Below are 24468 nucleotides of genomic sequence, written 5' to 3'. Positions count from 1 at the left end.
GGCGCGGTAACAGTGTGGGAGGGGGCTTGCCCCCGATGAGGGGCTTCAGGCCGCTGCCAGCTGCCGGTTCAACTGATGCCGCCAGCGCACATACAACAGTGCCGTGCAAAACACCGCCAGGCTCGCCAACATCTCCAGCACCCCGAACCACTGCCGGTTCGGGTCATACGCCGCCAGCGCGCCCTTGATGAAATACAGGTTCACCACAAAGCACATCCATGAGTGCCCGCGCGCGCTGCCCAGCAGCATGCCTGGCGCCAGCACCAGCAAGGGCACCAGTTCGATCAGCAGGATCACCCACGGCCGTGCGCCGTGCAGATCAGCAACGAACAGGTAGTACACGCACAGCAACCCCACCAGGCCAAAAAACGCCAGCAGGCTCAGCGCGCGAGCAATTCTGACCCGTGGCTCCAACCACGCCTGGGGCGGCAGGACCTTAGGCTTCCTGGCCACGACCGCCCTCCAGCAGCGTGGCGGTGTTCGCCAGGCGTAGCCCCAGCGCGCGGCACAGGGCGATCTCATGCTGGTCGAGCATGCGCTTGCCGTCCGGGCCGGCGTGATGGCTGGCACCATAGGGCGTGCCGCCGCCCTGGGTATCGAGCAAGGCCTGTTCGCTGTAGGGCAGGCCGGTGATCAGCATGCCGTGGTGCAGCAACGGCAGCAGCATCGACATCAGCGTGGTTTCCTGGCCGCCGTGCAGGCTGGCCGTGGAGGTAAACACCCCGGCCGGCTTGCCGACGAGGGCGCCGGTGAGCCACAGGTTGCTGGTGCCGTCGATGAAGTACTTGAGCGGTGCGGCCATGTTGCCGAAGCGGGTCGGGCTGCCCAGGGCCAGGCCGGAGCAGTGTTTCAGGTCGTCGAGGCTGGCATACAGCGCGCCTTCCTCCGGAATGCTCGGTGCCACGGCTTCGCACTCGGTGGAGATCGCCGGCACGGTGCGCAAGCGTGCCTCCATCCCGCCTTGCTCGATGCCCCGGGCAATCTGCCGGGCCATTTCGCTGACCGAGCCATTGCGGCTGTAATACAGCACCAGCACATACGGCGACGTCACGGCAGGATCTCCAGTACGTTTTCCGGCGGCCGGCCGATGACGGCTTTGTCGGCGGTTTCCAGGATCGGGCGTTCCATCAATTTCGGGTGATCGGCAATGGTGGCGATCAACTGGGCTTCGCTGAGGCTGGCGTCGGCCAGGTTCAGGGTTTTGTATTCATCTTCGCCGGTGCGCAGCAGTTGGCGCGCGCTGATACCCAGCTTGCCGAGCAGCGCCTTGAGTTGCGCGGCGTCCAGCGGGGTTTCCAGGTAGCGTACAACGGTGGGGGTGAGGCCACGGGCCTCCAGCAGCTCCAGCGCACCGCGGGATTTCGAGCAGCGCGGGTTGTGATAAAGCGTCAGATCGGTCATGTGCGGGTCGCATCTTGCGTAAGGTGGCGGGTATTCTACCCGTGCAGCGACCTGTCCTTAAACCGTAAGAGGCGATAGGCCGCAGCCAACGTTCATTTTTGCGAAGGATTACCCCATGACAAGGCGACTGATCGGTGCATTGGCGATCATCACAACCCTGCTGCTCAGCGGCTGCGGTAACGATTACGGCGTTGACCAATTTGGCAAGAAGGTGGCGTCCGAACGCTTGGACAAGCAGTGGCTGGTGGTCAATTACTGGGCCGAATGGTGTGGTCCGTGCCGCACGGAAATCCCCGAGCTCAATGCCTTGGCCGAACAGTTGAAGGCGCAGAACGTGGGCGTGTTCGGGGTCAACTTCGACAATGTCCAGGGCGAAGAGCTGAAAGCCGCCAGCGACAAGCTGGGCATCAAGTTCACGGTGCTGGCGCAGAACCCGGAAGAGATTTTCGATATTCCACGCAGCGAAGCGTTGCCGGTGACCTACATCATCGATGACAAGGGCAAGGTGCGCGAGACGTTGATGGGCGAGCAGACGGCGGAAGGCGTGCTGGCCAGGCTCAAGGCCTTGCGCGGCTAGGGGCTACCCGGAATCAAATGTGGGAGGGGGCTTGCCCCCGATAGCTGTGTGTCAGTCACTCCATCAGTTGACTGTTACACCGCCATCGGGGGCAAGCCCCCTCCCACATTTAGCTTCCATCAATCCATGGATTGGGAAAATCAGCCTTCTTCGAGCCACAATCGTATCGGTTTGCCCTCGGCCGGCCAGAACCGGGTCTGCTCGATCGGCGAGATATCCCAGCGCTGCACGCCTTGCAGGGCCTGGAAGAAGCGGTGTTCCTGTTCCATCAACGCTTCGGCGCAGAGTTTGCGGGTGCTGCCGATCTGGCCGAAGCTGAGCTTTTGACCGTCGACGGTGTAGGGCGCGAACCAATGGTTGCAGCCGCCGTTGCCATAGGCGCGACCATCGGCGCCGAGGGTGACGGTCAGGTGCGCGTAATCCATCAGCGGCCGCTCGCCAATCCATTCCACCACGTAGCTGTGATCCTGTTTGAGCTTGACCGCGTCGCCGGCACAGCCGGTCAGGCCCGCCCCGAGGGCGGCGAGCAGAAACAGGCCTCTCATTGCGCAGCCTTCTGGCATTTCGGGCAGCGGTGCTTGTCGCCCTCGCTGGTCCAGCCCAACTCGGCGATCCGCGCATTGGCGGCCGGTTGCAGCGGTTCTTTGGTCAGCTTGGTTTCCACCGCAAACTCGAAGTCCAACACGGCGTCGCAGCTGTCGCAGTTGACCTTCCAGGTGTGAATCTCCAACTCCCCGAACTTCGGCCCCTGGGCCATGGCGACCCACTGGCCCGCCGGGCGGATGGAGTAGCGTGCGTCACCTTCGACGGTGAGGCGCATCGACAGGGTTTTACTGCCGCGCAGGGAGACGATCAGAACGTCGCCATGCTTGATCGAGCCACCGTTGCCGGTGACCTGGTAACGGCCCGGCACCAGGGCGCGGCATTCGATCAGGGTGTGTTGCGGGCTCAGCAAACTGAAGCGGAAATCGTGTTCGGCCATGGATCCTCCAAATAGGCGCGGCATCCTATCACGGGTGCTGGCTCATCATGAGCCTGGTATGTAACCGCTGATCATCCTTCGACGAGGTTCTGTGCCCGGCCATCGGCCCAGGCGGCAATGTTGGCCAACGTCGTGCCGGCGATGGCGGCCAGGGCCTCGCGGGTCAGAAACGCCTGGTGGGCAGTGATGATCACGTTAGGGAAGGTCAGCAGGCGTGCGAGCACGTCGTCCTGCAAGGGCAGATCAGAGCGGTCCTCGAAAAACAACTGCGCTTCTTCCTCATAGACATCCAGACCGAGGTAGCCGAGCTGGCCGTCCTTGAGCGCCTTGATCAGCGCCGGGGTGTCGACCAGCCCACCGCGACCGGTGTTGATCAGCATCGCACCCGGTTGCATCTGCGCCAGGGAGCGGGCGTTGATCAGGTGTTTGCTGTCGGCGGTGAGCGGGCAGTGCAGGCTGATGATCTGCGCCTGGGCCAGCAGTTCGGGCAGGCTCACGTAGTGCGCGCCCTGGGCCTGGATCTGCGGGTTGGGGAAGGGGTCGTAGGCCAGCAGCCGGCAACCGAAGCCGGCCATGATATTGGCGAAGGTGGCGCCGATCTGTCCGGTGCCGACCACGCCGACGGTCTTGCCCACCAGGTCGAAACCGGTGAGGCCATGCAGGCTGAAATCGCCGTCGCGGGTACGGTTGCAGGCGCGGGGCAGGCGGCGGTTGAGGGCGAGGATCAGCGCGACGGCGTGTTCGGCCACCGCATGGGGCGAGTAGGCCGGTACGCGCACGATGGTCAGGCCCAGGCGCTTGGCGGCGGCCAGGTCCACATGGTTGTAGCCCGCCGAGCGCAGGGCGATCAACCGCGTGCCGCCCTTGGCCAACTGCTCCAGCACCGGGGCGCTGAGGTCATCGTTGATAAAGGCGCAGACTACCTCGTGATGTTCGGCCAGGGCCACGGTGTCGAGGTTGAGCCGGGCGGGCTGGAATTGCAGCTCCAGGCCTACGGGCAACGGTTCGCCGAGAAAGCTGTCGCGGTCGTAGGTTTGGCTGCTGAATAGAATCACGCGCATCAAAAGGCTCCCCGCAATTAATCAGTTGGAAACGCTGGACAACTGTGGGAGGGGGCTTGCCCCCGATTAGGGTGTGTCAGCTACAGATGCTTCGACTGATACGACGCTATCGGGGCAAGCCCCCTCCCACAGCTGATCGGCGTCAAAGTCTCTTCAGGCGCTGACCCGCGCCTCGCTGGCCAGCCGTGCAATCGCCATGTCCAGTTCGTCCAGCGCATGCATGGCCTTGGCGTCATCCTGCTTGAGCAGGGTTTCGGCACGGTGGCAGGCGGCGCGCAGTTGCGGTACGCCACAGTAACGGGTGGCGCCGTGCAGACGATGCACCCGTTCAATCAGGGCGTTGTTGTCGTTGGCGTCACGGGCAATGGTGATGGCGAGTCGGTCGGCTTCCAGGGAGGCAAGCAACATGGCGAGCATGTCTGCTGCCAAATCAGCCTTGCCGGCCGCCAGGCGCAGGCCTTCCTCGTGATCGAGCACCGGAAATTGCACGCCAGGGCCGAGGTTGTCGGTCGCGCGTTCCGGCCCCTGATTGCGCAGGGCCAGGCCGGTCCATTTCAACACCACCTGGGCCAGTTGGCGTTCGCTGATGGGTTTGGTCAGGTAGTCGTCCATGCCGCTTTGCAGCAAGGCGCGTTTTTCGTTGGCCATGGCGTGGGCGGTGAGGGCGACTACCGGCAATGGCGTGCCGCTGCGTTCGCTTTCCCACTGGCGGATCGCCTCGGTGCTTTGGCGGCCGTCCATGCCGGGCATTTGCACATCCATCAGCACCAGGTCGAAGGTGTCCTGCTTCACCGCGTCGATGGCCGCATAACCGCTTTCCACGGCGCGTACCCGGGCGCCCATGTCTTCCAGCAGGGTCTGGACCAGCAACAGGTTCGCCGGGTTGTCATCCACGCACAGTACACGCGGTGCCCGGCTGGACAAGGGTTCGCCGGGTTCGCTGCGCGTGGGGCGCGGGCTGATCAGGTCGGACAAGGCACGCCGCAATTTGCGCGTACAGGCCGGTTTGGCCTGCAATTGGCTGTTGGGATTGGGTACGGACTGATTGAACAGCATCTGTTCGGTGGTGGGGCACAGTACCAGCACTTTGCAGCCCAGGTGTTCGAGGTCCCACAGGTGCTGGTTGAGGCGCTCGGGCGGGATGTCGTTGGCAGTAACACCAAGGACCGCAAGGTCAATGGCTTGCTCGGTCTGGTGGGCACTGGTAATGCCGTTGGTCAGGCTTTCCAGGCTGGTGAACGGCGTGACGTCCAGGCCGCAGTCTTCCAGTTGGTGTTGCAGCGCCTGGCGTGCCAGTTCATGGTTTTCCAGCAAGGCGACACGATGGCCCAGCAGGGGCGCCGACGGCAGGTCTTCCACGTCGTCGCGGGTCTTGGGCAGGTTGAGGCTGATCCAGAACTCCGAGCCTTCGCCCGGCGTGCTGTCGACGCCGATTTCGCCGCCCATCTGTTCGATCAGGCGCTTGGAAATCACCAGGCCCAAGCCCGTGCCGCCGGGTTGGCGCGACAGTGAGTTGTCAGCCTGGCTGAAGGCCTGGAACAGGGCACGCACGTCCTGGTTGGACAGGCCGATGCCGGTGTCCTGCACGCTGATGCGCAATTGCACGCTGTCTTCCTGCTCGTCCTCGATCATCGCTCGCGCCACGATGGTGCCTTCGCGGGTGAACTTGATCGCGTTGCTGATCAGGTTGGTGAGGATCTGCTTGAGGCGCAGCGGGTCGCCGACCAATGCCAGCGGCGTGTCGCGGTAGACCAGGCTGACAAGTTCGAGCTGTTTGGCATGGGCGGCGGGGGCGAGGATGGTCAGGGTGTCTTGCAGCAAGTCCCGCAGGTTGAACGGAATGCTGTCGAGGACCAGCTTGCCGGCTTCGATTTTCGAGAAGTCGAGGATCTCGTTGATGATGCCCAGCAGGTTGTCGGCGGATTTTTCGATGGTGCCCAGGTAGTCGAGTTGACGCGGGGTCAGCTCGCTCTTTTGCAGCAAGTGGGTAAACCCCAGGATGCCGTTGAGCGGCGTGCGGATCTCATGGCTCATGTTGGCCAGGAACTCCGACTTGATGCGACTGGCCTCCAGCGCCTCCTTGCGCGCCAGGTCCAGCTCGATGTTCTGGATCTCGATGGTTTCCAGATTCTGGCGTACGTCTTCGGTGGCCTGGTCGATGCTGTGTTGCAGTTCTTCCTGGGCGTTCTGCAGGGTCTCGGCCATGCGGTTGATGCCAGAGGCGAGCTGGTCCAGTTCCTGGCTGCCCAGGGGCGGCAGGCGGGTTTCCAGGTTGCCGTCCTTGAGCTGGGCCACGGCTTGCTTGATCTGGCCGATCGGCGCGTTGATGGTGCGGCTGATGCGCAGCGCCAGTGCCGCGGTGCAGATCAGGCCGATGGCGATCAGCAGCAGGCTGGCGAACAGGCTGCGGTAGCCACGCAGCAACATGCCATTGTGGGACAGTTCCACCTCGACCCAGCCCAGCAGGCGGTCGGCTTCATCCGGGATCAGGTCGCCGGCGAGGTTGCGATGGCGGCCAAACACCGGCAGCAGGTAGCGCGTGGCGTCATTGCCGGTGCGTTGCAACAGGTGTGAGCTGTTGCCGATGGGTGCCTGGTTGAGCATGGTCGGGCCGGCGTGGGCGAGGGTCGCACGGTCCGGGCTGAGGAACGACACGGTGCGCACGTCCGGCTGCTCCAGGGACTGGGTGGCGATGCGCTCCAGCAGGTCGGTGTTGCGTGCACTCAAGGCGGGCGCCACCAGTGGCGCCAACTGCTCGGCGATCATTTCGCCACGTTGCAGCAACTGGGTCTGCAGTTCCGACAACTGCATCCAGGTGAAATAGCCGCCCAGCAACGAAGCCATCAGGCTGGTCGGTAATAAGGTCAGCAACAGTACGCGGCCTTTTATCCCCATTTTTGTCAGCACGCCACTCTCCTGCTACCACATTGATATCGATGATTCACACGGGCATCCGGCCCGCGCCACCTGCGCAGTGTAGCCATTTGCGCAGCGCGGAATCTTGCAAATTAATGACATACGGCAATCTTCGCGCCATTCGGCGCCCGGTGGCGATTGCCTGTGGCGGGGTAATCTTGAATAATCAGCCATTGAGAATGACTTGCAGATACTAATGAATCCCGCAGCAATTGGCCTACCCAGTATCCTGACTATTGAAGATGACCCCGTGCTGGGCGCTTATGTCCATGAGCACCTGGGCCGCTGTGGTTTCCACGTGACCTGGTGCCAGAATGGCCAGCAGGGCCTGCAGATGGCGCGCGAGCAGGCCTTTGACGTGGTGCTGATGGATATCCTGTTGCCGGGGATGGACGGCCTGTCGATCCTCACTCATCTGCGCCAGAGCCATTCGATCCCGGTGATCCTGATGTCTGCACTGGGCGCCGAAGCCGATCGCATCAGTGGTTTTCGCCTGGGGGCCGATGACTACCTGCCCAAGCCGTTCAGCATGATCGAGCTGCGCGTACGCATCGAAGCCATCCTGCGCCGGGTGGCCCTCGACCGCCGTCCGCTGCCGATCTCGGCGCCGGTGCATGACGATGCCCGCACCCTGCGTTTCGATGATGAACGGTGTGATGTCTTCCATCTTGACCACTGGGCCGGCTTGACCCGCAGCGAATACCGCCTGCTGGAAACCCTGCATCGCAGCAGCGAAGAAGTCCTCAGCAAACCTTTCCTGTACCAGCATGTGCTGCAACGCGGTTATGCGCCCCATGACCGCAGCCTCGACATGCATATCAGCCAGATCCGCCGCAAGCTCAAGGCGATCAACTACACCGAGCGCGAAGTGCGCACGGTGTGGGGCAAGGGCTATGTGCTGAGCGGTCACGATGACGGGCTTTGAACGCCCCTTGAAACGGCTGCCGGGCCGGCACTCGTTATTCTGGAAGCTGGCCTGCCTGCTGATCGCCTTTTGCTTGCTGATGATCTGGCTCAGTTGGTCCTGGGGCCGCTACATGGAGCAGAAGAACGCCTACCTGTCCGATGAGGCGCGAGTCACCTTGAGTGGTTATGCGGTCGCGGCTGAGCAGGCGTGGAGTCGCGATGGCAGTGCCGGCGTCGACGCTTGGCTGCAGGCGATGGGCAAGCGTGAAAGTACCTGGATAGGCGTGATCGGCAATGACCTGCAATCGTTGAGCAGCATCCCGCTGAGCGACAACGAAAGCCAGCGACTGACCTTTCTGCGTGGGTTGGATTGGCCGGTGAGCCGGCATGTCAAAGGCCTGCCATGGCTGAAGATCCCGTTTCCGACCGACCCCCATGCGGGGTCGCTGGTGATCGAGTTACCCCAGCGCTTTATGCCGGGGCGCTACCAACTGTTCTGGCGAGTGGTGACCAACGGGGTGATTCCCGGCCTGTTTACCCTGTTGCTGTGCATCGGCCTGTATCGGCTGCTGATCATGCCCCTCAATCAACTGCGCGAGCAGGCCAATGCCTGGCGCGCCGATCAGTTGAATACGCGGTTGTCCCACGACGCCACCAGTCGCCAGGATGAGTTGGGCGAACTGGGGCGAGCGTTCGACCATATGTCCGAGCGTTTGCAGGGCACCGTGGTGTTGCAGCAACAGTTGCTGCGAGACATGTCCCATGAGCTGCGCACCCCGCTGAGTCGACTGCGAGTGGCCTGTGACAGTGAGCAAGACCTGACGCAGCTGCGCGAGCGGCTCGGCCGTGAAATCGACGCGATGCAACGCCTGGTGGAAGACAGCCTGCAACTGGCCTGGCTCGACACCGAACGGGCGCCGCTGCCCCAGGAAGCTATCCAGCTTCAAGCGCTGTGGGACATGTTGCGCGAAAACGCCTGCTATGAGAGCGACTGGCCAGCGTCGCGGCTGCCATGCCTGCTGGGGGTGGACTGCTGGGTGCGAGGCAACCTGAATGCGTTGGCCCAGGCTTTGGAAAACATTTTGCGCAACGCTATCCGCCATTCACCGTCGGGCGGTGTGGTCAGCCTGGACGGGCGTCGCGAAGGTGATTGTTGGCATGTCTGGCTGGAGGATCAGGGCGGCGGGATCGATGAAGGGGATCTGGAACGGATCTTCGCGCCTTTTACTCGCCTGGACGGTTCACGCCCCGGCGATGGCGGCTTCGGACTGGGCCTGAGCATCGCCCGCAACGCCGTGCAGCGCCAGGACGGCAGCCTGTGGGCGGAAAATACCGGGCAAGGCCTGCGCGTGCACCTGCGCTTGCGGGCCTGCTAAGCGCGACGCTGTTTGCGCTTTTTCCACTGGTGGCCCACCCACCAGCGCCAGTAGCCCATGGTCAGGCAATAGGCGAGCGCGCCCAGCACCAGCCCCAACACCACTGAACCCAGCAGGAACGGCTGCCACAAGGTGCTCAGTTGGCCACTGATCCATTCCCAGGTCAGATCGTCGGGCAGGCTGCGCGGTGGCACGTTCATCAGCCAGGCGCCGGTCATGTAGGTGCAGATAAAGACCACCGGCATGGTGATCGGGTTGGTCAGCCACACCAGGCTGACGGCGATGGGCATGTTGCCGCGCACGGTGATCGCCAGGACCGCGGCTAACAGCATCTGCAAGGGGATTGGGATAAACGCGGCGAACAAACCCACGGCCATTGCGCGTGCGACCGAGTGTCGGTTCAGGTGCCAGAGGTTCGGGTCATGCAGCAACGTGCCGAGAAACTGTAATGACTTATGTTCCCTGATACTCGTGGGATCGGGCATGTACCGTTTGAATAAGCGCCGGGGCATAAGGGATCCAGGTCAGTTCGAGGGGCAAGTATGCCCGCATTCTATAAACAGAAAATTCAGACTTTGTGACAAAACATCATAGGCCGCCCTGGGCATCCGGCTAAGACTGAGTGGATCACTTGAAAAGGATGATTCATGAGGACAGGGATGTGCGCGTTTGCGCTGGGGCTGCTGGCCCTGCGTTTTTTGCCGGCGTTGCCGCCTATGGGATGGCTGGTTGCCTGGCCGGTGCTGGCGTTGATGTTGTTGCCGTTTCGTACCTACCCACTGGCGTTTTTCCTGCTGGGGCTGAGTTGGGCATGCCTCAGCGCACAGTGGGCGCTGGATGATCGTCTGATGCCTGCGCTGGACGGCCAGACGCGCTGGCTGGAGGGCCGGGTGATCGGGTTGCCGCGACAGACGGGCGAAGGTGTGCGCTTCGAACTGGCCGATAGCCGGTCGCGCAATGCCCGCTTACCCAAACGCATCCGCGTGTCCTGGCGTGGCGGGCCGCCGGTGCGCAGCGGTGAACGTTGGCGCCTGGCGGTTACCCTCAAGCGTCCGACCGGGTTGCTGAATTTCCACGTGTTTGATCAGGAAGCCTGGCTGTTGGCCCAACGCATCGGCGCCACGGGCTCGGTCAAGGATGGCGAGCGCCTGGCGCCAGCCCGCAATGCCTGGCGCGACAGCGTGCGTCAGCGCCTGCTGGCCGTGGATGCCCAAGGCCGGGAAGCAGGCCTGGTTGCCCTGGTACTGGGCGACGGCTCAGGGTTGGCCGCTGCCGACTGGCACGTGTTGCAGGACACGGGCACCGTGCATCTGCTGGTCATTTCCGGCCAGCACATCGGTTTGCTGGCGGGTTTGATCTATGGGCTGATCGCCGGGTTGGCCCGCTACGGTTGCTGGCCGCGAACCTGGCCGTGGTTGCCCTGGGCGTGTGGCCTGGCGTTCAGCGCTGCGTTGGGCTACGGCTGGCTCGCAGGGTTTGGCGTGCCGGTGCAACGGGCTTGTGTGATGGTCGGGTTGGTGTTGGTGTGGCGGCTGCGCTTCCGGCATCTGGGGCTGTGGTGGCCGTTGCTGCTGGCGCTCAATGGGGTGCTGGTGCTTGAGCCGTTGGCCAGTTTGCAGCCTGGGTTCTGGTTGTCGTTTGCGGCGGTGGCGGTGCTGATTCTGGCGTTTGGTGGGCGGTTGGGGCCGTGGAGCCTGTGGCAGGCATGGACCCGACCGCAGTGGCTGATTGCCATTGGGCTGTTTCCGGTGTTGTTGGTGTTGGGACTGCCCATCAGCCTGAGCGCACCGCTGGCCAACCTCGTGGCTGTGCCGTGGATCAGCCTGGTGGTGTTGCCGCTGGCGCTATCGGGGACCGCATTGCTGCCATTGCCATTTATTGGCGAAGGTCTTCTGTGGCTGGCGGGCGGCGCTCTGGATGGTTTGTTCAGGGGGCTGGCGTGGCTCGCCGGACACATGCCGGCGTGGATCCCGGCGCAAGTACCATTGGGTTACTGGCTGGTGAGTCTGCTGGGTGCCGTGTTGCTACTGCTGCCCAAGGGCGTGCCGTTTCGCGTATTAGGCTGGCCGATGCTGTTGCTGGCGGTGTTCCCTCCGCGGGCGATGGTGCCCCACGGGCAGATGGAGGTGGTGCAGTTGGACGTGGGGCAGGGGCAGTCGCTGATTCTGCGCACGCGCCACCATGCATTGCTTTACGACGCCGGACCGCGTACCGGAACCTTTGATCTGGGCGCGCGCGTGGTGCTGCCGTCGTTACGAAAACTCGGGGTGAGGGCATTGGACCTGATGCTGCTCAGCCACGCCGATGCGGATCATGCCGGCGGCGCGGCGGCGATTGCCAAGGGCATACCGATCAAGCGCGTGGTGGGCGGGGAAACCGATGGGCTGCCGGCATTTATCGGTACGCAACCTTGCGTCAGCGGCGAGCGATGGACCTGGGACGGGGTAACGTTCGAACTCTGGCAGTGGCCTGGCGCCATCAATGGTAACGCAAAGTCCTGCGTGTTGCAGGTGCAGGCCAATGGCGAGCGCCTGTTGCTGACCGGCGACATCGACCGCGAAGCCGAACAGGCCATGCTCGCGTCGCCTCTGGCGGTGCCCACCGAGTGGCTGCAGGCGCCCCACCATGGCAGTCGCAGCTCTTCGTCCTGGGCGTTTGTCGAGCGGCTCTCCCCCCGTAATGTGCTGATCTCGCGGGGGCGCGGCAATGCGTTCGGCCATCCCCATCCGCAGGTGCTGGAACGTTACCAACGGCTCGGCAGCCAAGTGTATGACAGCGCCGAGCAGGGGGCCGTGCGTGTGCAGCTGGGAGCATTCGCGCCACCGGTCGTTGCGCGCAGTCAACGCAGGTTCTGGCGCGAGCGCTTACCCTAGGGGTTCAAGGCCTCGGCGGATGGGGTCTGTGGCCGACGCACCTATATGGTAAAGTGGCGCACTTTTTCGAGGGGACATTCACTGTGTGGGAATTGGTCAAATCCGGCGGCTGGATGATGTTGCCGATCATCATGAGCTCTATCGCCGCACTCGGCATCGTCGCCGAACGCCTGTGGACCCTGCGCGCCAGCCGCGTGACCCCCGAGCATCTGCTGGGGCAGGTCTGGGGCTGGATCAAGAACAAGCAACTGGACAAGGAAAAGCTCAAGGAACTGCGCGCCAACTCCCCGTTGGGTGAGATCCTTGCCGCAGGCCTGGCCAATTCCAAGCATGGTCGCGAGATCATGAAGGAGTGCATCGAAGAGGCCGCCGCCCGTGTCATTCATGAACTGGAGCGCTACATCAACGCCCTCGGCACCATCGCCGCCATGGCGCCATTGCTCGGCTTGCTCGGCACGGTGTTGGGCATGATCGACATTTTCAGTTCGTTCATGGGCTCCGGCATGACCACCAACGCGGCCGTGCTGGCCGGTGGTATCTCCAAGGCACTGATCACTACGGCGGCCGGCCTGATGGTGGGTATTCCTTCGGTGTTCTTCCACCGTTTCCTGCAACGCCGCATTGATGAGCTGGTGGTGGGCATGGAGCAGGAAGCCATCAAGTTGGTGGAAGTGGTGCAGGGCGACCGCGACGTGGATCTGGTTGGGGGCAAAGCGTGAAATTTCGCCGCAAGCAACGGGAAAATGTCGATATCAACCTCGCGTCGCTGATTGACGTGGTGTTTATCCTGCTGCTGTTTTTTGTCGTCACCACTACTTTCACCCGGCAAACCGAGCTGCGCGTCGACCTGCCGGAAGCCGTGAGCGGTTCGCCGGCCGAAGACCAGCAAGTCAAGCAACTGGACATCGCCATCAGCGCCGACGGGGTGTTTTCGGTGAACAACCAGTTGCTGGAGAAAAACGACCTTGCCAGCTTGATGGAAGCCTTGCAGAAAGAGTCCGGCGGCGACACGCAGTTGCCACTGTCCATCAGTGCCGATGGCAAGACCCAGCACCAGGCTGTGATCACCGCGATGGACGCTGCCGGCAAGCTCGGTTTCAGCCACTTGCGCATGAGTACCGTCGAGGCGGCGAGCCAACCCTGATGGCCATGTCCGATCGTTTGCTCAAGGCCTGGTACGAGGGCCACCCGGCACTTTCGCTACTGCGGCCGCTGGAGTCCCTGTATCGCCGGGTGGTGCAGCGCAAGCGCGCACGGTTCCTGGCGGGAGAGGGTGATATTTACCAATCGCCGGTGCCGGTGGTGGTGGTCGGTAATATTACCGTGGGCGGCACCGGCAAGACGCCGTTGATCCTGTGGTTGATCGAACACTGTCGGCGCAGCGGCTTGCGTGTGGGTGTGGTCAGTCGCGGTTATGGCGCCAAGCCACCACAGTTGCCGTGGCGGGTCGAAGCCAGCCACAGCGCCGAGGTGGCGGGTGACGAACCGTTATTGATCGTGCAGCGCTGCGGCGTACCTTTGATGATCGATCCCGATCGCAGCCGTGCGGTCAAGGCGCTGCTGGCCAGCGACACTCTGGACCTGATTCTCTCCGACGACGGCCTGCAGCATTACCGCCTGGCCCGCGACCTTGAACTGGTGCTGATCGATGCCGCCCGTGGCCTGGGCAACCGTCGCTGCCTGCCGGCGGGGCCGTTGCGCGAACCGGTGGAGCGGCTGCAGAGTGTCGATGCGTTGCTGTACAACGGCGCCGTCGGCGACCGCGAGGACGGCTTTGCCTTTCGTTTGCAGCCTACTGCACTGGTCAACCTGCAAACCGGCGAGCGCCGGCCAGTGGATCATTTTGCGGCGGGCCAGCAGGTGCATGCGGTCGCCGGCATCGGCAACCCGCAACGTTTCTTCAATACCCTTGAAACGCTACACTGGCAGCCGATACCCCATGGGTTTGCCGACCACGCGACTTACAGCGCCGAGGTCCTGAATTTTACGCCGTCATTGCCGCTGGTCATGACCGAGAAGGACGCGGTGAAGTGCCGCGCCTTCGCCCAGCCCGACTGGTGGTACCTTGCGGTGGATGCGCTGCCGTCGCCGGCGTTCGTCGCCTGGTTCGACACGCAGCTGATGCGTCTGTTGCCAGCCCGTCTTTTGCCTTAAACCGCTTTTTTCCAGGAAACACTCATGGACACCAAACTGCTCGACATCCTCGCTTGCCCGATCTGCAAAGGCCCGCTCAAACTCAGCGCCGACAAAACCGAGCTGATCAGCAAAGGCGCCGGCCTGGCGTACCCGATCCGTGATGGCATCCCGGTAATGCTGGAAAGCGAAGCCCGTACCCTGACCACCGATGAGCGCCTGGATAAATGACCACCGCCTTTACCGTTGTCATTCCCTCCCGCTATGCGTCGACCCGCCTGCCGGGCAAACCGCTGCAACTGATCGGCAACAAGCCGATGATCCAACTGGTGTGGGAGCAGGCCTGCAAAAGCAGCGCCGAGCGCGTAGTGGTGGCCACCGATGACCCACGCATCATCGAGGCCTGCAAAGGCTTCGGCGCCGAGGCGGTGCTGACGCGTGAAGACCATAACTCCGGCACCGACCGCCTGGCTGAAGTGGCCACAAAGCTCGGCCTGGCGCCCGACGCCATCGTGGTCAACGTGCAAGGTGACGAACCGTTGATCCCGCCCGGCGTTATTGACCAGGTGGCCGCCAACCTGGCCGCCCATGGCGAAGCGCGCATGGCGACCCTGGCTGAGCCGATCGAAGACGTCGAGACCCTGTTCAATCCGAATGTGGTCAAGGTGGTCAGCGATATCAACGGCCTGGCGCTGACGTTCAGCCGTTCGACCCTGCCGTGGGCACGCGATGCGTTTGCCAAGCAACCGGATGTACTGCCGGAAGGCGTGCCGTATCGCCGTCACATCGGCATTTATGCCTACCGCGCCGGTTTCCTGCATGACTTCGTCAGTTGGGGCCCGTGCTGGCTGGAAAACACCGAATCCCTGGAGCAACTGCGGGCGCTGTGGCACGGCGTGCGCATCCACGTGGGCGATGCACTGGAAGCGCCGCCGGCTGGTGTCGACACTCCCGAAGACCTTGAGCGCGTCCGTCGCCTGCTGGGGGCCTGATGGAGGTTTTGTTTGTCTGCCTGGGCAATATCTGCCGCTCGCCCACCGCAGAAGGCGTACTGCGCCACAAACTGCGCGAAGCGGGGCTGACTGGGCAGGTCGATGTCGCGTCCGCCGGCACCGGTGAGTGGCATGTCGGCAACCCGCCGGACCAGCGCAGCCAGCGTGCGGCGTTGGCCCGCGGCTACGATCTGTCGGCCCAGCGTGCCCGGCAGGTCTCCCGCGCCGACTTTGCGCGCTATGACCTGATCCTGGCCATGGATCACAGCAACCTGCGCAACCTCAAGGCGATGCAGCCGGGGCAGGGCAAGGCGGAGCTGGACCTGTTCCTGCGCCGTTACGATGCCGAAGTGGACGAAGTGCCAGATCCGTACTACGAAGGTGAACAGGGCTTCGAACGGGTCCTGGACCTGATCGAGCAGGCCTGTGATTTATTGGTGATCGAATTGAAGGGGCGGTTATGACCTTGCAGGTGCTTGCGCAGGTATCGCTCAAGCCATTCAACAGTTTTGGCATTGATGTGCATGCCCAGCTGTTCGCCGAGGCCCACAGCGACAGCGATGTGCGTGAGGCCCTCACCTATTCCACCGCACACAATGTGCCGTTGCTGGTGATCGGCGGCGGTAGCAACCTGTTGCTGACCCAGGACATTCCGGCGCTGGTGCTGCGCATGGCCACCCAGGGCATTCGTGTGCTGCACGACGACGGCCTGCACGTGGTGGTCGAGGCCGAGGCGGGCGAAGCCTGGCACCCCTTCGTGCTGTGGACCCTGGACCAAGGTTTCTGTGGCCTGGAAAACCTCAGCCTGATCCCCGGCACCGTCGGCGCCGCGCCCATGCAGAACATCGGTGCCTACGGTGTCGAGATCAAGGATGTATTCGCTGGCCTGACCGCCCTGGACCGCCGCACCGGCGAACTGCGCGACTTCAGCCTGGAAGAATGCAACTTTGCCTACCGTGACAGCCTGTTCAAGCACGAGACCGGGCGCTGGCTGATCCTGCGCGTGCGCTTCGCCCTCAGCCGCGCCAGCCACCTGAAACTCGACTACGGCCCGGTGCAGCAGCGCCTGGCGGCGCAGGGGATCACCGAGGCGACGCCGAGCGACGTCAGCCGTGCCATCTGCAGCATTCGCCGTGAAAAACTGCCGGATCCGGCGGAGCTTGGCAATGCCGGCAGCTTCTTCAAGAACCCGTTGGTCTCCCAGGTGCTGGCGGCTGAGCTGCAGGCGCTGTATCCGGACCTGGTGGCCTACCCGCAACCTGACGGGCAGATGAAGCTCGCCGCCGGCTGGCTGATCGACAAGGCCGGCTGGAAGGGCTTCCGTGAGGGGGACGCCGGCGTGCACAAACTGCAGGCGCTGGTGCTGGTCAACTATGGCGCCGCCTCGGGGCATGACATTGCCAACCTGGCCCGCCGCATTCAGCGAGACATTCTGGAGCGCTTCAAGGTCGATCTGGAAATGGAACCCAACCAGTACTGATCTTCTGAAAACAAAAATGCCCCGCATCTTTCGATGCGGGGCATTTTTATTGAGGCAAGTAATCAGTCATCGCGGCTCATGATGCCGAAGATCTGCAACAGGCTGATGAACAGGTTGTAGATCGATACATACAGGCTGATGGTCGCCATGATGTAGTTACGTTCACCGCCGTGGATGATCGCGCTGGTCTGGAACAGGATGCACACCGAGGAGAACAGCACGAAACCTGCGCTGATCGCCAGTTGCAGCCCGCTGATCTGGAAGAACATGCCCGCAACCACTGCCGCCAGCAACACGAAGAAACCAACGGTGATGAAACCACCCAGGAAGCTCATGTCCTTGCGGGAGATCAGCACATAGGCCGACAGACCACCAAACACCAGCGCCGTCATGGCAAACGCCGAGCTGACCACTTCCGCGCCGCCGGCCATGCCGAGGTAACGGTTGAGGATCGGGCCGAGGATAAAGCCCATGAAGCCGGTCAGGGCAAATGCCGACACCAGGCCCCACGCAGAGTCGCGCAGTTTGTTGGTGAGGAAGAACAGGCCATAGAAGCCGATCAGCACCACAAAGATATTCGGGTAGCCAACGCGCATCTGCTGGGCCACGAACGCCATCACGCCGCTGAATGCGAGGGTCAGGGCGAGCAAGCCATAGGTGTTGCGCAACACGCGGCTGACTTCAAGCTGCTCAGCCTGCGCGTTACCATTCACTGCGTAATTCTGTTCGCGCATGGCGACACTCCTTCAGTTTTGAAACGTTCAGTCGCAAAGATCATAACAGACGCTCTGTAACAAGCTATGGCGAGAGTTTGACAGTGTGTTTCATTCGGGTATTATGGCGCCCGCTGAGACGGGATAGGCTACTATAATCCTGTGATGCACAAGGGAAATTGGCAGAGTGGTTGAATGCACCGGTCTTGAAAACCGGCGGACGTTAATAGCGTCTCCAGGGTTCGAATCCCTGGTTTCCCGCCAAGATTCAAACAAAAGCCCCGCGAATGCGGGGCTTTTGTGTTTCTGGGTTTTGGGTGGAACACGACGGTTTTTGAGGGGCGTTCCGAAACTTTTGGGTAGGCGTTCCGAAACTTTGCCTATTTGGTGGGTTTGGCGGTCACACCGATCCGCCTGTAGACCCGCTTGGTAATCTCTTGTTTAGTGTGCCCCAGCAGCAGACTTGCGTCGCCAATATCGACGATTTCCGATGCCGCCTTGGGCCGAATATCACGAAACTGAAACCCGCCGATCTTCGCCGCGAGCATAGGGTCGCCCTGATCCAAAGCATTCTTTGCGCTTTCTCCCGTGCTTTGTCCCAGCGCAAGCGCAACATGCCCTTCGTCATCCGTTTCCCGTACTTGTTGATCAGTAGGTATTTGGAAGGGTGACGCACGTTCCTTTCGGTTATCTCCCGGCTTTTACGGCGATCCGCACGGTGCATTGCTGGTGGTGGTTGATTTTTCTTCGGCCCCTGTGAGGCTTAGACGAAAGAAGTTGTACGCCGAAACAAAAGGAGCGGCCGGGCGAGATGCTCCAACATCCAGCCCGGTCACCTTTCCCGCAGAATTCCCCTGCAAGTCAAGCCAAGGCTCCTGCTTCGTGCACAAAGCAAAAATGAGCCTAGAACTGTTTATTTATACAGCAAAGGTTTTGCTTTTATGTCCACACCGCCTGGCCGATCGGCTTATCCCACTCTTCCCACCTCACGAATGCTACGTCGAAGTTTTTGCCGGTGGCGCCGCGCTCTACTTCATGCGTCCTCTGGCCGCGCCGGTTGAAGTTCTGAACGACATCAACGGCGAGCTGTTGACTTTGTACCGCGTCGTGCAGAACCATCTGGAGGAATTCGTGCGTCAGTTCAAATGGGCGCTCAGCTCTCGCCAGGTGTTCGAGTGGCAGAAAATGACTCGTCCTGAAACTCTCACTGACATCCAGCGCGCGGCCCGTTTCTTCTATCTGCAGCACCATGCCTTTGCAGGCAAGGTGACGGGGCAGACGTTTGGTACCGCGACCACCGGACCCGCAATCAACCTGCTGCGGATTGAGGAAAACCTTTCAGCCGCCTGGCAGCGACTGTCCGGTACTTACGTCGAAAATCTACCTTGGCTCGAATGCGCGGAGCGCTACGACCGTGTACATACCTTCCATTACATGGATCCGCCTTATTGGCAAACCGAAGGCTACGGGGTTGACTTCCCGTTCGAAAATTATGAACAGATGGCTCAGTTCATGCGTCGTTGTAAGGGGAAGGTAATGATCAGCCTCAATGATCATCCGGACATACGAAGGGTCTTCAAGGGGTTTTAAATAGAATCCTTAGAAACCCAATACAGCATCACCAATCAACGGCGCGGCAAAACTGATGTGGGTTTGGAGCTAGTGATCATGAACTGGCAGCCTGTTGTGTTAAGAGAGCTGTTCTGAAAAGGGAGCTAACGTTAATGAATCTCAGGCCTGGCTAGAAGGCGACATCCACGGCGCTGGCATCCGGAGGCAATCTGATTAGCAAAAAGCGTCAGCATCCGGTAGTGTAAATGTTGGGGCGATAAAGGTCTCCATTCAGAGGCGCTAGATTTCAAGCTAGTCCTTTAATGGATTTTTTCACATGATTGCTTTTAAGTGACCTGTCTTAAGACGGTTTGGGACTTCGGATAACTCAAAGGAATGGGCATGAGTACGGTAACTCAAAACAGTAATGCAACGCCGAATAGTGGTACTAGTCAGAATGAGCTTCGAAGGATGTTCATAGCAATGTTGTTTGCGCTAGTTGCAGCTACTATCGCGCAGCAGATAGCGGAGCTTCTATCTGTTATAACGGGCGGCTGGGATTTGGCTTCGAGTCCAACCAAAATGTTGGGTAATCTACTCTTTGGTAATGGGCTCTTATTTTCTTCCCTTAGTCACTCATTTCTAGCGCTATTGCTGGTTTCGATGAGCTGGGTTATGTGGTCTAAATCGCAGGCTGCTGGACATAAGACAGAAATAAAAAGTATTTTTTCAAAAGAGTTCGTACTTTTGTTGATAGAAGTATTTTTAGTGGTTTTATACTTTGCTATCGCAAAAACAATGGAGCAGGATTTTTCGGCATATTCAAAAAATAAGGAAATAACTACATATGTAGGAGTTACATCTGCGAGGCCTGAAGCCCTTCAAATGATGTGGGTTTTTTCAGTGTTTTTTATATGGGATTTGATTGTGGATGTCATATATAGTCCTCTGTCTCCTCATCCAATTCGCAAGCGCGATAGAGTCTCTTCTTTCGTGCAGGGAATCCTATGTTATTGCTCGATTTCTTTCGTCTGTGCGTTTGCGGCCTGGCTGATAAGCAGAGCTGCACCTTCTGCAGGTAACGCCTACGAAGCTTTATGGGGTGATATTGCACTAGTAGCTCTTTTGCTTTTCTTTGCATTAGGTAAGCAATTAGAATTTTACTTGATTGGTTGGTTTCCAGGTGAAGAAACTAGAGATAATACTAAAAGAGATCATCCTCCTTCTGCTAGGGCTTCAGTTGGCATGATGTTCCTAATCTTGGTATATATTTATTCTTATATGGTGTTGATATGGCCTCCGAGCTTCCTTCGATAATTGGAATGGTTGGCCCTATTCGGGCGGGTAAGACTACAGTTACGAAATACTTAGTAGAAGAGTATGGGTATATCTCAGCTTCCAATTCGGATGTCTTGAGACGAATTTTAGAAGGGATGGGTATTGAAACTGATAGAAAGAACTTAGGAGCTTTAGGGAACTCTATTTTCAGCGTTTTGGGCAACGATATTATTGCCAGGTATCGTTTGGCCAATCTTCATATGGGGCGCATTGTAGTTGATGGGATTCGATACCCTGACGAGTTAGCGCGCTATGCCGAAGTACCTGATTTTAAGTTGTTAGCCGTTACGGCAGATCCAGATCTTCGATTTCTGCGGGCGATCGGCGAATCTAAAGAGTTTAAAGATGTCGGGATCTCCCGTGAAGCTTTTGACAGCCTGGTACACTCAAGAAGTGAGCTTGATGTTCCTGCTCTCGTATTGAGAGCAGATAAGGTTATCAGTAATGAAGGGGAGCTTCAGAGTCTAAAGCAAAAGGTGGATCAAGCTCTGAAGGAATGGCGATCATAGTCGCTGCGGCTGATTTATTAGTTTTTTTAGTATGATTGCGCAGTTTTCAAGCTGCGCATAACTTTTTCCGAGAATCCAGTATTCATGATCGCGGCATAGCTTGGCGCTGTCGACGATTTTCTTAATTTTGAACCCGGTTTCAGTTATTTCAGAAATTAGACTTTCCCTTGCTTCAGTACTGCGGCGGTAAACGTTCGCTATAATAACGCCAGATGAGCTCAGGCGCTTATACAATTCTACGAGCTGGTTTTTGTGGAATGGAAAGTGCAGTACGAATACGGCAATCACCATCTCAAAATAATCTTCCCTAGAGGGCAGGTTGCAAATTTCGCCCGAGAAGGCATAGCACTCTGAATTATTCTCTGAGTGGAACACTACCACTTCGTTATCTGCATCAGACAGTACGTAGTGCATTTTTGTGGGTGGTTCATCTTCAAATACGGGGTTTCTACCCGCTCCTATTTCTAAGAGAGTCGCTGGGTTAATTGTTTTTGCGAGCGCCTTAAAAAGGGAGCGAACTTCTACGTTGGTCTTGCTTATTAATGAAGGGTATTTTGCACGAGCGCGACAAAGATTACTGACACCTTCAGGGGTTAACTGGTCTAAGTGCTTTGTTTGAGTATAAAAGTAGTCCATGAAACGGTAATACATCACTTCAGAATGTAAAACTTCTTCTGGCCCTTTTTTAGTGTCGTCAACGACTTTGAGTACTCCGTCCTCGACGGTCACAAACTTAGCTTCACTCATTCTCCACTCCCTCGGAATTTAATTTTTTACAAATATTAGAATATCTTCGCACTTGACTTTTGCCATCAAGCGCCTACGGCTAATTTTTATGTTCCTTTCTTTTCTCAGCGCGAGAGAGAAACCACGCTTGATTGCAGTCGTGATGAGGTCTTCCGTTGTTGATGCCCTGGCTTGAGATTCGCCCACCACTAGAGCCATCGAGGAGCCTTTCTTTAATATGCGGAAGCTTTGTTCGAAAAAATTAGTGATGAAGTTCATATAGAGTTCATGACTGTCTTTTCTAAAACGATTGGACCTGGCGCCGGACTCAACTGCGCGAAGTCTCTCAAAGTCTCTGAACCCCAGTCGGTCAGCTGCTAGCTCATCCTTGTCGAACCATAAGTAGCTGAGGCGTTGAGATTTTACATAGTCCGCTACACCATAATATGGGGGCGATGTCATAATAAAATCCACATGTTCGCTTTTAATGGCTTTCATGTTTTCGACGCAATCGCCCGCTAATAGCTTGTATCGAGAACGTGTTTGTGCTCTCGTCTCACCTTCAATGTGGACCTGAACTGCTTTATGTGATAGCTCAGTAATTTTTATATATTCATTGCAAGCATTTCTGAATATTAATAGAGCATCCTTGGGCACTATTTCGAAGGGTTTAGGCTTGACGTTGTCGCATACCCAACCCCAATGACGTCCTTGCGACGACGTGTTTTTTAGTATTCCTGAGAATATAGCGAGCAGGCATTTTTTTAGTTGAGGGCTCGGGGTCTCGAGAATAGCTGTTAAAAGACGATTTAATGTAAACAAGGTATCAGGGTGATACCAAGCTCTCAGTTCCTCTTCATGAGGATGTGATTCTGGATGCAGCGTTCCAAATAAATCTTCTGACTGATTTATAATTTTCTCGACTTGTTTGCGCAGGCTTTTTGGGTCAGGGAAGAAAAGTTTAGCCTCACTCATCAGTAATGCAATTGGATTTGTATCGATTCCTATAAATTTCCTGCCAAGCCTTATTGACTCTACTCCAGTGGTTCCAGAACCGTTAAATGGGTCTAGGACTATATCATTCTTTCCAGTGAAAGCAGGGATCAAGGTCCCTGGTATTGCAGCTATGTAAGTCGCCGGATACCAATGGATAGAGTGTATCCCCGAATTGCTTTGATTTGGGAATGACCAATCAATACTTTCTAAGTGTTCAGTTGAGTTCAAAGTGCAGTTCGTCCGTTTCTGCGAAGAAGCTTCCTTTATATGTTTCCGGGAATTCTGCTTCAAAGTTATCAACTTCAAAAAGTTTAAGAAAAGATGTTGTTACTCCTTCTCTCCATTCACTCTTATCTTTTTTTAATAGTTTGACTTTGCCCTGTGTTTTTTTCACAAGTGCAATCATGCAGCTCGTAGAGTTTTGCCCGAGGGTTTTCAATTCGGCTCCGTTATCGATAGATATATTGATTTCTCGACAAACTAAGCCCTTTTCATTCCATACAAAATAGCCCGAGTCATTGAAATCGACCTCTACCGTTTCGGCTATAAATTCCGCGATTTCGGCGTTTTTTAATTTCTTAGCAGTATTGAAATTCTTGAACCAAACATAGTCAACGAGATGGTACTCGCATCCAGATATTAACTGCTGCGCAAGGATTTTTGTGCTTTCATGTTTTCGCAGTTTTTCCTCGAATACTGGCTCTGTCATATACCAGTTTTCAGGGGTTATTATTTCGCTATCAACTGCCAATCGGACAAGGTCAGTTTGAAGTGCGTTGTATGGAACGCATTCTGGATGCGCTATGATCATAGTGTAAATACGCTGCCTGAAGTCCAGCCATTGTTCAAGCGGCTTTATGGCGTCTCGGCTGAAAGATAGTCCTGACTTATCATTAAGTCGCATGTGTTTACGTATTTCAACGATGTTTTGTTTGGCGTTGTCCCAGCCAAGCATTGCCGCCATACGGTGAACATTATCGATGTTGTCGATATCAATGTCAGCAGATACTGCGCTGTGAGTACCTTTCTTTGGGCAAACTAAACTGATCACAGAATCTTGATCAATATTATGTTTTTGCAAAATTTTCGCGAGCTGAAGTTGTTTGCCAGGTACTATTTCTTCATAATCATTACCTTCACCAATCACTCCGCGAATTAACTGTGAAAGCGTCTCTTCATGGTTGAAGTTAGGTGCGACTCGCTTAAGTTCTGATTCTACTAGGTGGCCATAAGGCGGTATGGCAGCATCATGAAGAATCGCTGCTGCTAACAAAGCTTTTGTCGCGTCAAGACTGAGGTTGCTGCTGTGCGCAAGCTCAACCGCTAAATATGTAACTCCGATGGAATGAGGCAGGCGTCGAGATCTGCCAAGTTCTTGGATAAGGGGTACGTCAAAATTCATTTGACGCATGTTGCGCAACCGATGGATCTCCGGGCTATCGATAAGATCAGCGAGCAAAGAGGTTAGGTTTTCATCCGAAAACCGTATGATCCCATGCAAAATGTCGTGGAATTCCATAAGGCCCTTCATTTCAAGCGTAACTGTGGGTGCTACCCAAATTTCTCAAGTGTACACGTTAAAGCCCCGTAGATCATGCGTACGGCCCATGCCTTTCCAGCTTGAAGGCGTCCTTTTCGAATGATTCTGACACATAGTTTTACGTTCATGCCTGTCGTCATCATGTCTGGTTCAAGAGTTTTGCCATGTTTGGCGCGGGCGTTAGCTTGTCAAACGCGTGTGCTAGTCTGAATGTGAAACCCGAAATTTCAGCGTTCCTGTATGCGCCTGATCATGTTCAGTACACCCGGAACCACGTGATCTGCGTCAGATATCTATTGCACCTAGGGGGTAACATGGAGAGTTTTGAGGAGCTAGTCGAGAAGGGCGAGCCTCTGGTTCAGCGAGCTGTGGATTCGCTTCGGCGTTACCACGATGCC

Annotated in this window: 26 protein-coding genes, 1 tRNA gene and 1 pseudogene; 15 read left to right on the top strand and 13 right to left on the bottom strand. The window is 58.0% G+C overall.

From position 1 onward, the window contains the following. Positions 1-45: 45 nt before the first annotated feature. Genes AC3WP7_RS14115 through arsC form a run of 3 tightly spaced genes read right to left on the bottom strand, consistent with a single transcriptional unit; the run spans position 46 to position 1401 of the window. Positions 46-453: a DUF2069 domain-containing protein gene (locus tag AC3WP7_RS14115; RefSeq protein ID WP_092245117.1), complete on the bottom strand. Its 408-nt coding sequence runs from the start codon at positions 451-453 to the stop codon at positions 46-48. Further along, positions 437-1051 (bottom strand): NAD(P)H:quinone oxidoreductase, encoded by a 615-nt coding sequence (gene wrbA, locus AC3WP7_RS14110; protein WP_071491876.1) that lies wholly within the window; start codon positions 1049-1051, stop codon positions 437-439. Before wrbA ends, AC3WP7_RS14115 begins: the two co-directional genes overlap by 17 nt. Then, positions 1048-1401 (bottom strand): arsenate reductase (glutaredoxin), encoded by a 354-nt coding sequence (arsC, locus tag AC3WP7_RS14105; RefSeq protein ID WP_093512752.1) that lies wholly within the window; start codon positions 1399-1401, stop codon positions 1048-1050. Before arsC ends, wrbA begins: the two co-directional genes overlap by 4 nt. A 115-nt stretch (positions 1402-1516) precedes the next feature. Here arsC and AC3WP7_RS14100 point away from each other — a divergent pair, with 115 nt between their 5' ends. Continuing rightward, complete coding sequence (locus AC3WP7_RS14100) at positions 1517-1978, top strand: TlpA disulfide reductase family protein (protein WP_071491874.1); 462 nt, start codon at positions 1517-1519, stop codon at positions 1976-1978. Between the two features lie 140 nt (positions 1979-2118). On the opposite strand, the gene AC3WP7_RS14095 is transcribed toward AC3WP7_RS14100, so the two are convergent. The 4 genes from AC3WP7_RS14095 to AC3WP7_RS14080 form a co-directional block, all read right to left on the bottom strand. After that, positions 2119-2523 carry an META domain-containing protein gene (locus tag AC3WP7_RS14095; RefSeq protein WP_093123788.1) on the bottom strand — a complete coding sequence of 135 codons (405 nt, stop codon included), beginning with the start codon at positions 2521-2523 and terminating at the stop codon, positions 2119-2121. Next, on the bottom strand, positions 2520-2960 hold the full coding sequence (locus AC3WP7_RS14090; protein WP_071491872.1) for a hypothetical protein: 441 nt from the start codon (positions 2958-2960) through the stop codon (positions 2520-2522). The genes AC3WP7_RS14095 and AC3WP7_RS14090 overlap by 4 nt, the downstream gene beginning before the upstream one ends. Before the next feature lie 71 nt (positions 2961-3031). Beyond that, positions 3032-4021: a 2-hydroxyacid dehydrogenase gene (locus tag AC3WP7_RS14085; protein ID WP_093527825.1), complete on the bottom strand. Its 990-nt coding sequence runs from the start codon at positions 4019-4021 to the stop codon at positions 3032-3034. A 153-nt stretch (positions 4022-4174) separates the two neighbouring features. Then, positions 4175-6928 (bottom strand): response regulator, encoded by a 2754-nt coding sequence (locus AC3WP7_RS14080; protein WP_102591783.1) that lies wholly within the window; start codon positions 6926-6928, stop codon positions 4175-4177. 205 nt (positions 6929-7133) lie between these two features. On the opposite strand from AC3WP7_RS14080, the gene AC3WP7_RS14075 reads away from it, so the two are divergent. Both AC3WP7_RS14075 and AC3WP7_RS14070 read left to right on the top strand, forming a co-directional pair. Further along, positions 7134-7862 carry a response regulator transcription factor gene (locus AC3WP7_RS14075; protein WP_102591784.1) on the top strand — a complete coding sequence of 243 codons (729 nt, stop codon included), beginning with the start codon at positions 7134-7136 and terminating at the stop codon, positions 7860-7862. Continuing rightward, positions 7849-9219 carry a sensor histidine kinase gene (locus tag AC3WP7_RS14070; protein ID WP_102591785.1) on the top strand — a complete coding sequence of 457 codons (1371 nt, stop codon included), beginning with the start codon at positions 7849-7851 and terminating at the stop codon, positions 9217-9219. The genes AC3WP7_RS14075 and AC3WP7_RS14070 overlap by 14 nt, the downstream gene beginning before the upstream one ends. On the opposite strand, the gene AC3WP7_RS14065 is transcribed toward AC3WP7_RS14070, so the two are convergent. Then, positions 9216-9731 carry a DUF2062 domain-containing protein gene (locus tag AC3WP7_RS14065; RefSeq protein WP_092245135.1) on the bottom strand — a complete coding sequence of 172 codons (516 nt, stop codon included), beginning with the start codon at positions 9729-9731 and terminating at the stop codon, positions 9216-9218. The two genes, AC3WP7_RS14070 and AC3WP7_RS14065, sit on opposite strands and share 4 nt — an antisense overlap. Before the next feature lie 135 nt (positions 9732-9866). Between AC3WP7_RS14065 and AC3WP7_RS14060 the strand changes: the two genes are divergently transcribed. The 8 genes from AC3WP7_RS14060 (at position 9867) to murB (ending at position 16697) form a co-directional block, all read left to right on the top strand. Next, a complete protein-coding gene (locus AC3WP7_RS14060; RefSeq protein WP_256579946.1) occupies positions 9867-12092 on the top strand; it encodes a DNA internalization-related competence protein ComEC/Rec2 in 2226 nt (741 codons plus the stop codon). 83 nt (positions 12093-12175) lie between these two features. Continuing rightward, positions 12176-12811, top strand: a complete 636-nt coding sequence (locus AC3WP7_RS14055) for a MotA/TolQ/ExbB proton channel family protein (protein WP_058425437.1) — start codon at positions 12176-12178, stop codon at positions 12809-12811. After that, a complete protein-coding gene (locus AC3WP7_RS14050; RefSeq protein WP_058425436.1) occupies positions 12808-13236 on the top strand; it encodes an ExbD/TolR family protein in 429 nt (142 codons plus the stop codon). Before AC3WP7_RS14055 ends, AC3WP7_RS14050 begins: the two co-directional genes overlap by 4 nt. Then, a complete protein-coding gene (lpxK, locus tag AC3WP7_RS14045; RefSeq protein ID WP_102591787.1) occupies positions 13236-14246 on the top strand; it encodes a tetraacyldisaccharide 4'-kinase in 1011 nt (336 codons plus the stop codon). Before AC3WP7_RS14050 ends, lpxK begins: the two co-directional genes overlap by 1 nt. 24 nt (positions 14247-14270) lie before the next feature. After that, complete coding sequence (locus tag AC3WP7_RS14040; RefSeq protein WP_003174668.1) at positions 14271-14456, top strand: Trm112 family protein; 186 nt, start codon at positions 14271-14273, stop codon at positions 14454-14456. Further along, positions 14453-15217, top strand: a complete 765-nt coding sequence (gene kdsB / locus AC3WP7_RS14035; protein ID WP_092245144.1) for a 3-deoxy-manno-octulosonate cytidylyltransferase — start codon at positions 14453-14455, stop codon at positions 15215-15217. The genes AC3WP7_RS14040 and kdsB overlap by 4 nt, the downstream gene beginning before the upstream one ends. After that, complete coding sequence (locus AC3WP7_RS14030; protein ID WP_071491863.1) at positions 15217-15681, top strand: low molecular weight protein-tyrosine-phosphatase; 465 nt, start codon at positions 15217-15219, stop codon at positions 15679-15681. The genes kdsB and AC3WP7_RS14030 overlap by 1 nt, the downstream gene beginning before the upstream one ends. Further along, positions 15678-16697 carry a UDP-N-acetylmuramate dehydrogenase gene (gene murB / locus AC3WP7_RS14025; protein WP_092245147.1) on the top strand — a complete coding sequence of 340 codons (1020 nt, stop codon included), beginning with the start codon at positions 15678-15680 and terminating at the stop codon, positions 16695-16697. The genes AC3WP7_RS14030 and murB overlap by 4 nt, the downstream gene beginning before the upstream one ends. Before the next feature lie 62 nt (positions 16698-16759). Here murB and AC3WP7_RS14020 read toward each other — a convergent pair whose 3' ends face one another. After that, positions 16760-17431: a Bax inhibitor-1/YccA family protein gene (locus tag AC3WP7_RS14020; RefSeq protein ID WP_093123758.1), complete on the bottom strand. Its 672-nt coding sequence runs from the start codon at positions 17429-17431 to the stop codon at positions 16760-16762. Positions 17432-17583: 152 nt separating this feature from the next. On the opposite strand from AC3WP7_RS14020, the gene AC3WP7_RS14015 reads away from it, so the two are divergent. Continuing rightward, positions 17584-17674: transfer RNA gene (locus AC3WP7_RS14015), tRNA-Ser, on the top strand. Between the two features lie 116 nt (positions 17675-17790). Here the strand turns inward: AC3WP7_RS14015 and AC3WP7_RS14010 are convergent. Continuing rightward, positions 17791-17958, bottom strand: a complete 168-nt coding sequence (locus AC3WP7_RS14010; protein WP_442963922.1) for a site-specific integrase — start codon at positions 17956-17958, stop codon at positions 17791-17793. 349 nt (positions 17959-18307) lie between these two features. On the opposite strand from AC3WP7_RS14010, the pseudogene AC3WP7_RS14005 reads away from it, so the two are divergent. From AC3WP7_RS14005 to AC3WP7_RS13995, 3 genes and pseudogenes are all read left to right on the top strand, one after another. Then, positions 18308-19117: pseudogene (locus AC3WP7_RS14005) on the top strand (DNA adenine methylase). Between the two features lie 246 nt (positions 19118-19363). Next, entirely contained in the window at positions 19364-20278 is a 915-nt protein-coding gene (locus AC3WP7_RS14000; RefSeq protein WP_146012692.1) for a hypothetical protein, read from the top strand. Further along, positions 20254-20808 carry an AAA family ATPase gene (locus AC3WP7_RS13995; RefSeq protein WP_102591788.1) on the top strand — a complete coding sequence of 185 codons (555 nt, stop codon included), beginning with the start codon at positions 20254-20256 and terminating at the stop codon, positions 20806-20808. The genes AC3WP7_RS14000 and AC3WP7_RS13995 overlap by 25 nt, the downstream gene beginning before the upstream one ends. Here AC3WP7_RS13995 and AC3WP7_RS13990 read toward each other — a convergent pair. Genes AC3WP7_RS13990 through AC3WP7_RS13980 form a run of 3 tightly spaced genes read right to left on the bottom strand, consistent with a single transcriptional unit; the run spans position 20803 to position 24049 of the window. Beyond that, complete coding sequence (locus AC3WP7_RS13990; RefSeq protein WP_102591789.1) at positions 20803-21555, bottom strand: hypothetical protein; 753 nt, start codon at positions 21553-21555, stop codon at positions 20803-20805. The genes AC3WP7_RS13995 and AC3WP7_RS13990 overlap by 6 nt on opposite strands. Positions 21556-21573: 18 nt before the next feature. After that, positions 21574-22758 (bottom strand): DNA methyltransferase, encoded by a 1185-nt coding sequence (locus AC3WP7_RS13985; RefSeq protein ID WP_256579945.1) that lies wholly within the window; start codon positions 22756-22758, stop codon positions 21574-21576. Then, positions 22745-24049, bottom strand: coding sequence for an HD domain-containing protein (locus tag AC3WP7_RS13980; protein WP_158243790.1), 1305 nt, complete (start codon positions 24047-24049; stop codon positions 22745-22747). Before AC3WP7_RS13980 ends, AC3WP7_RS13985 begins: the two co-directional genes overlap by 14 nt. Positions 24050-24468 lie beyond the last annotated feature (419 nt).

The sequence above is a fragment of the Pseudomonas sp. FW305-3-2-15-C-LB1 genome (assembly GCF_058787615.1).
The sequence above is the reverse complement of the archived record's forward strand: the minus strand, read 5'-3'. Positions and strand labels throughout refer to the sequence as shown.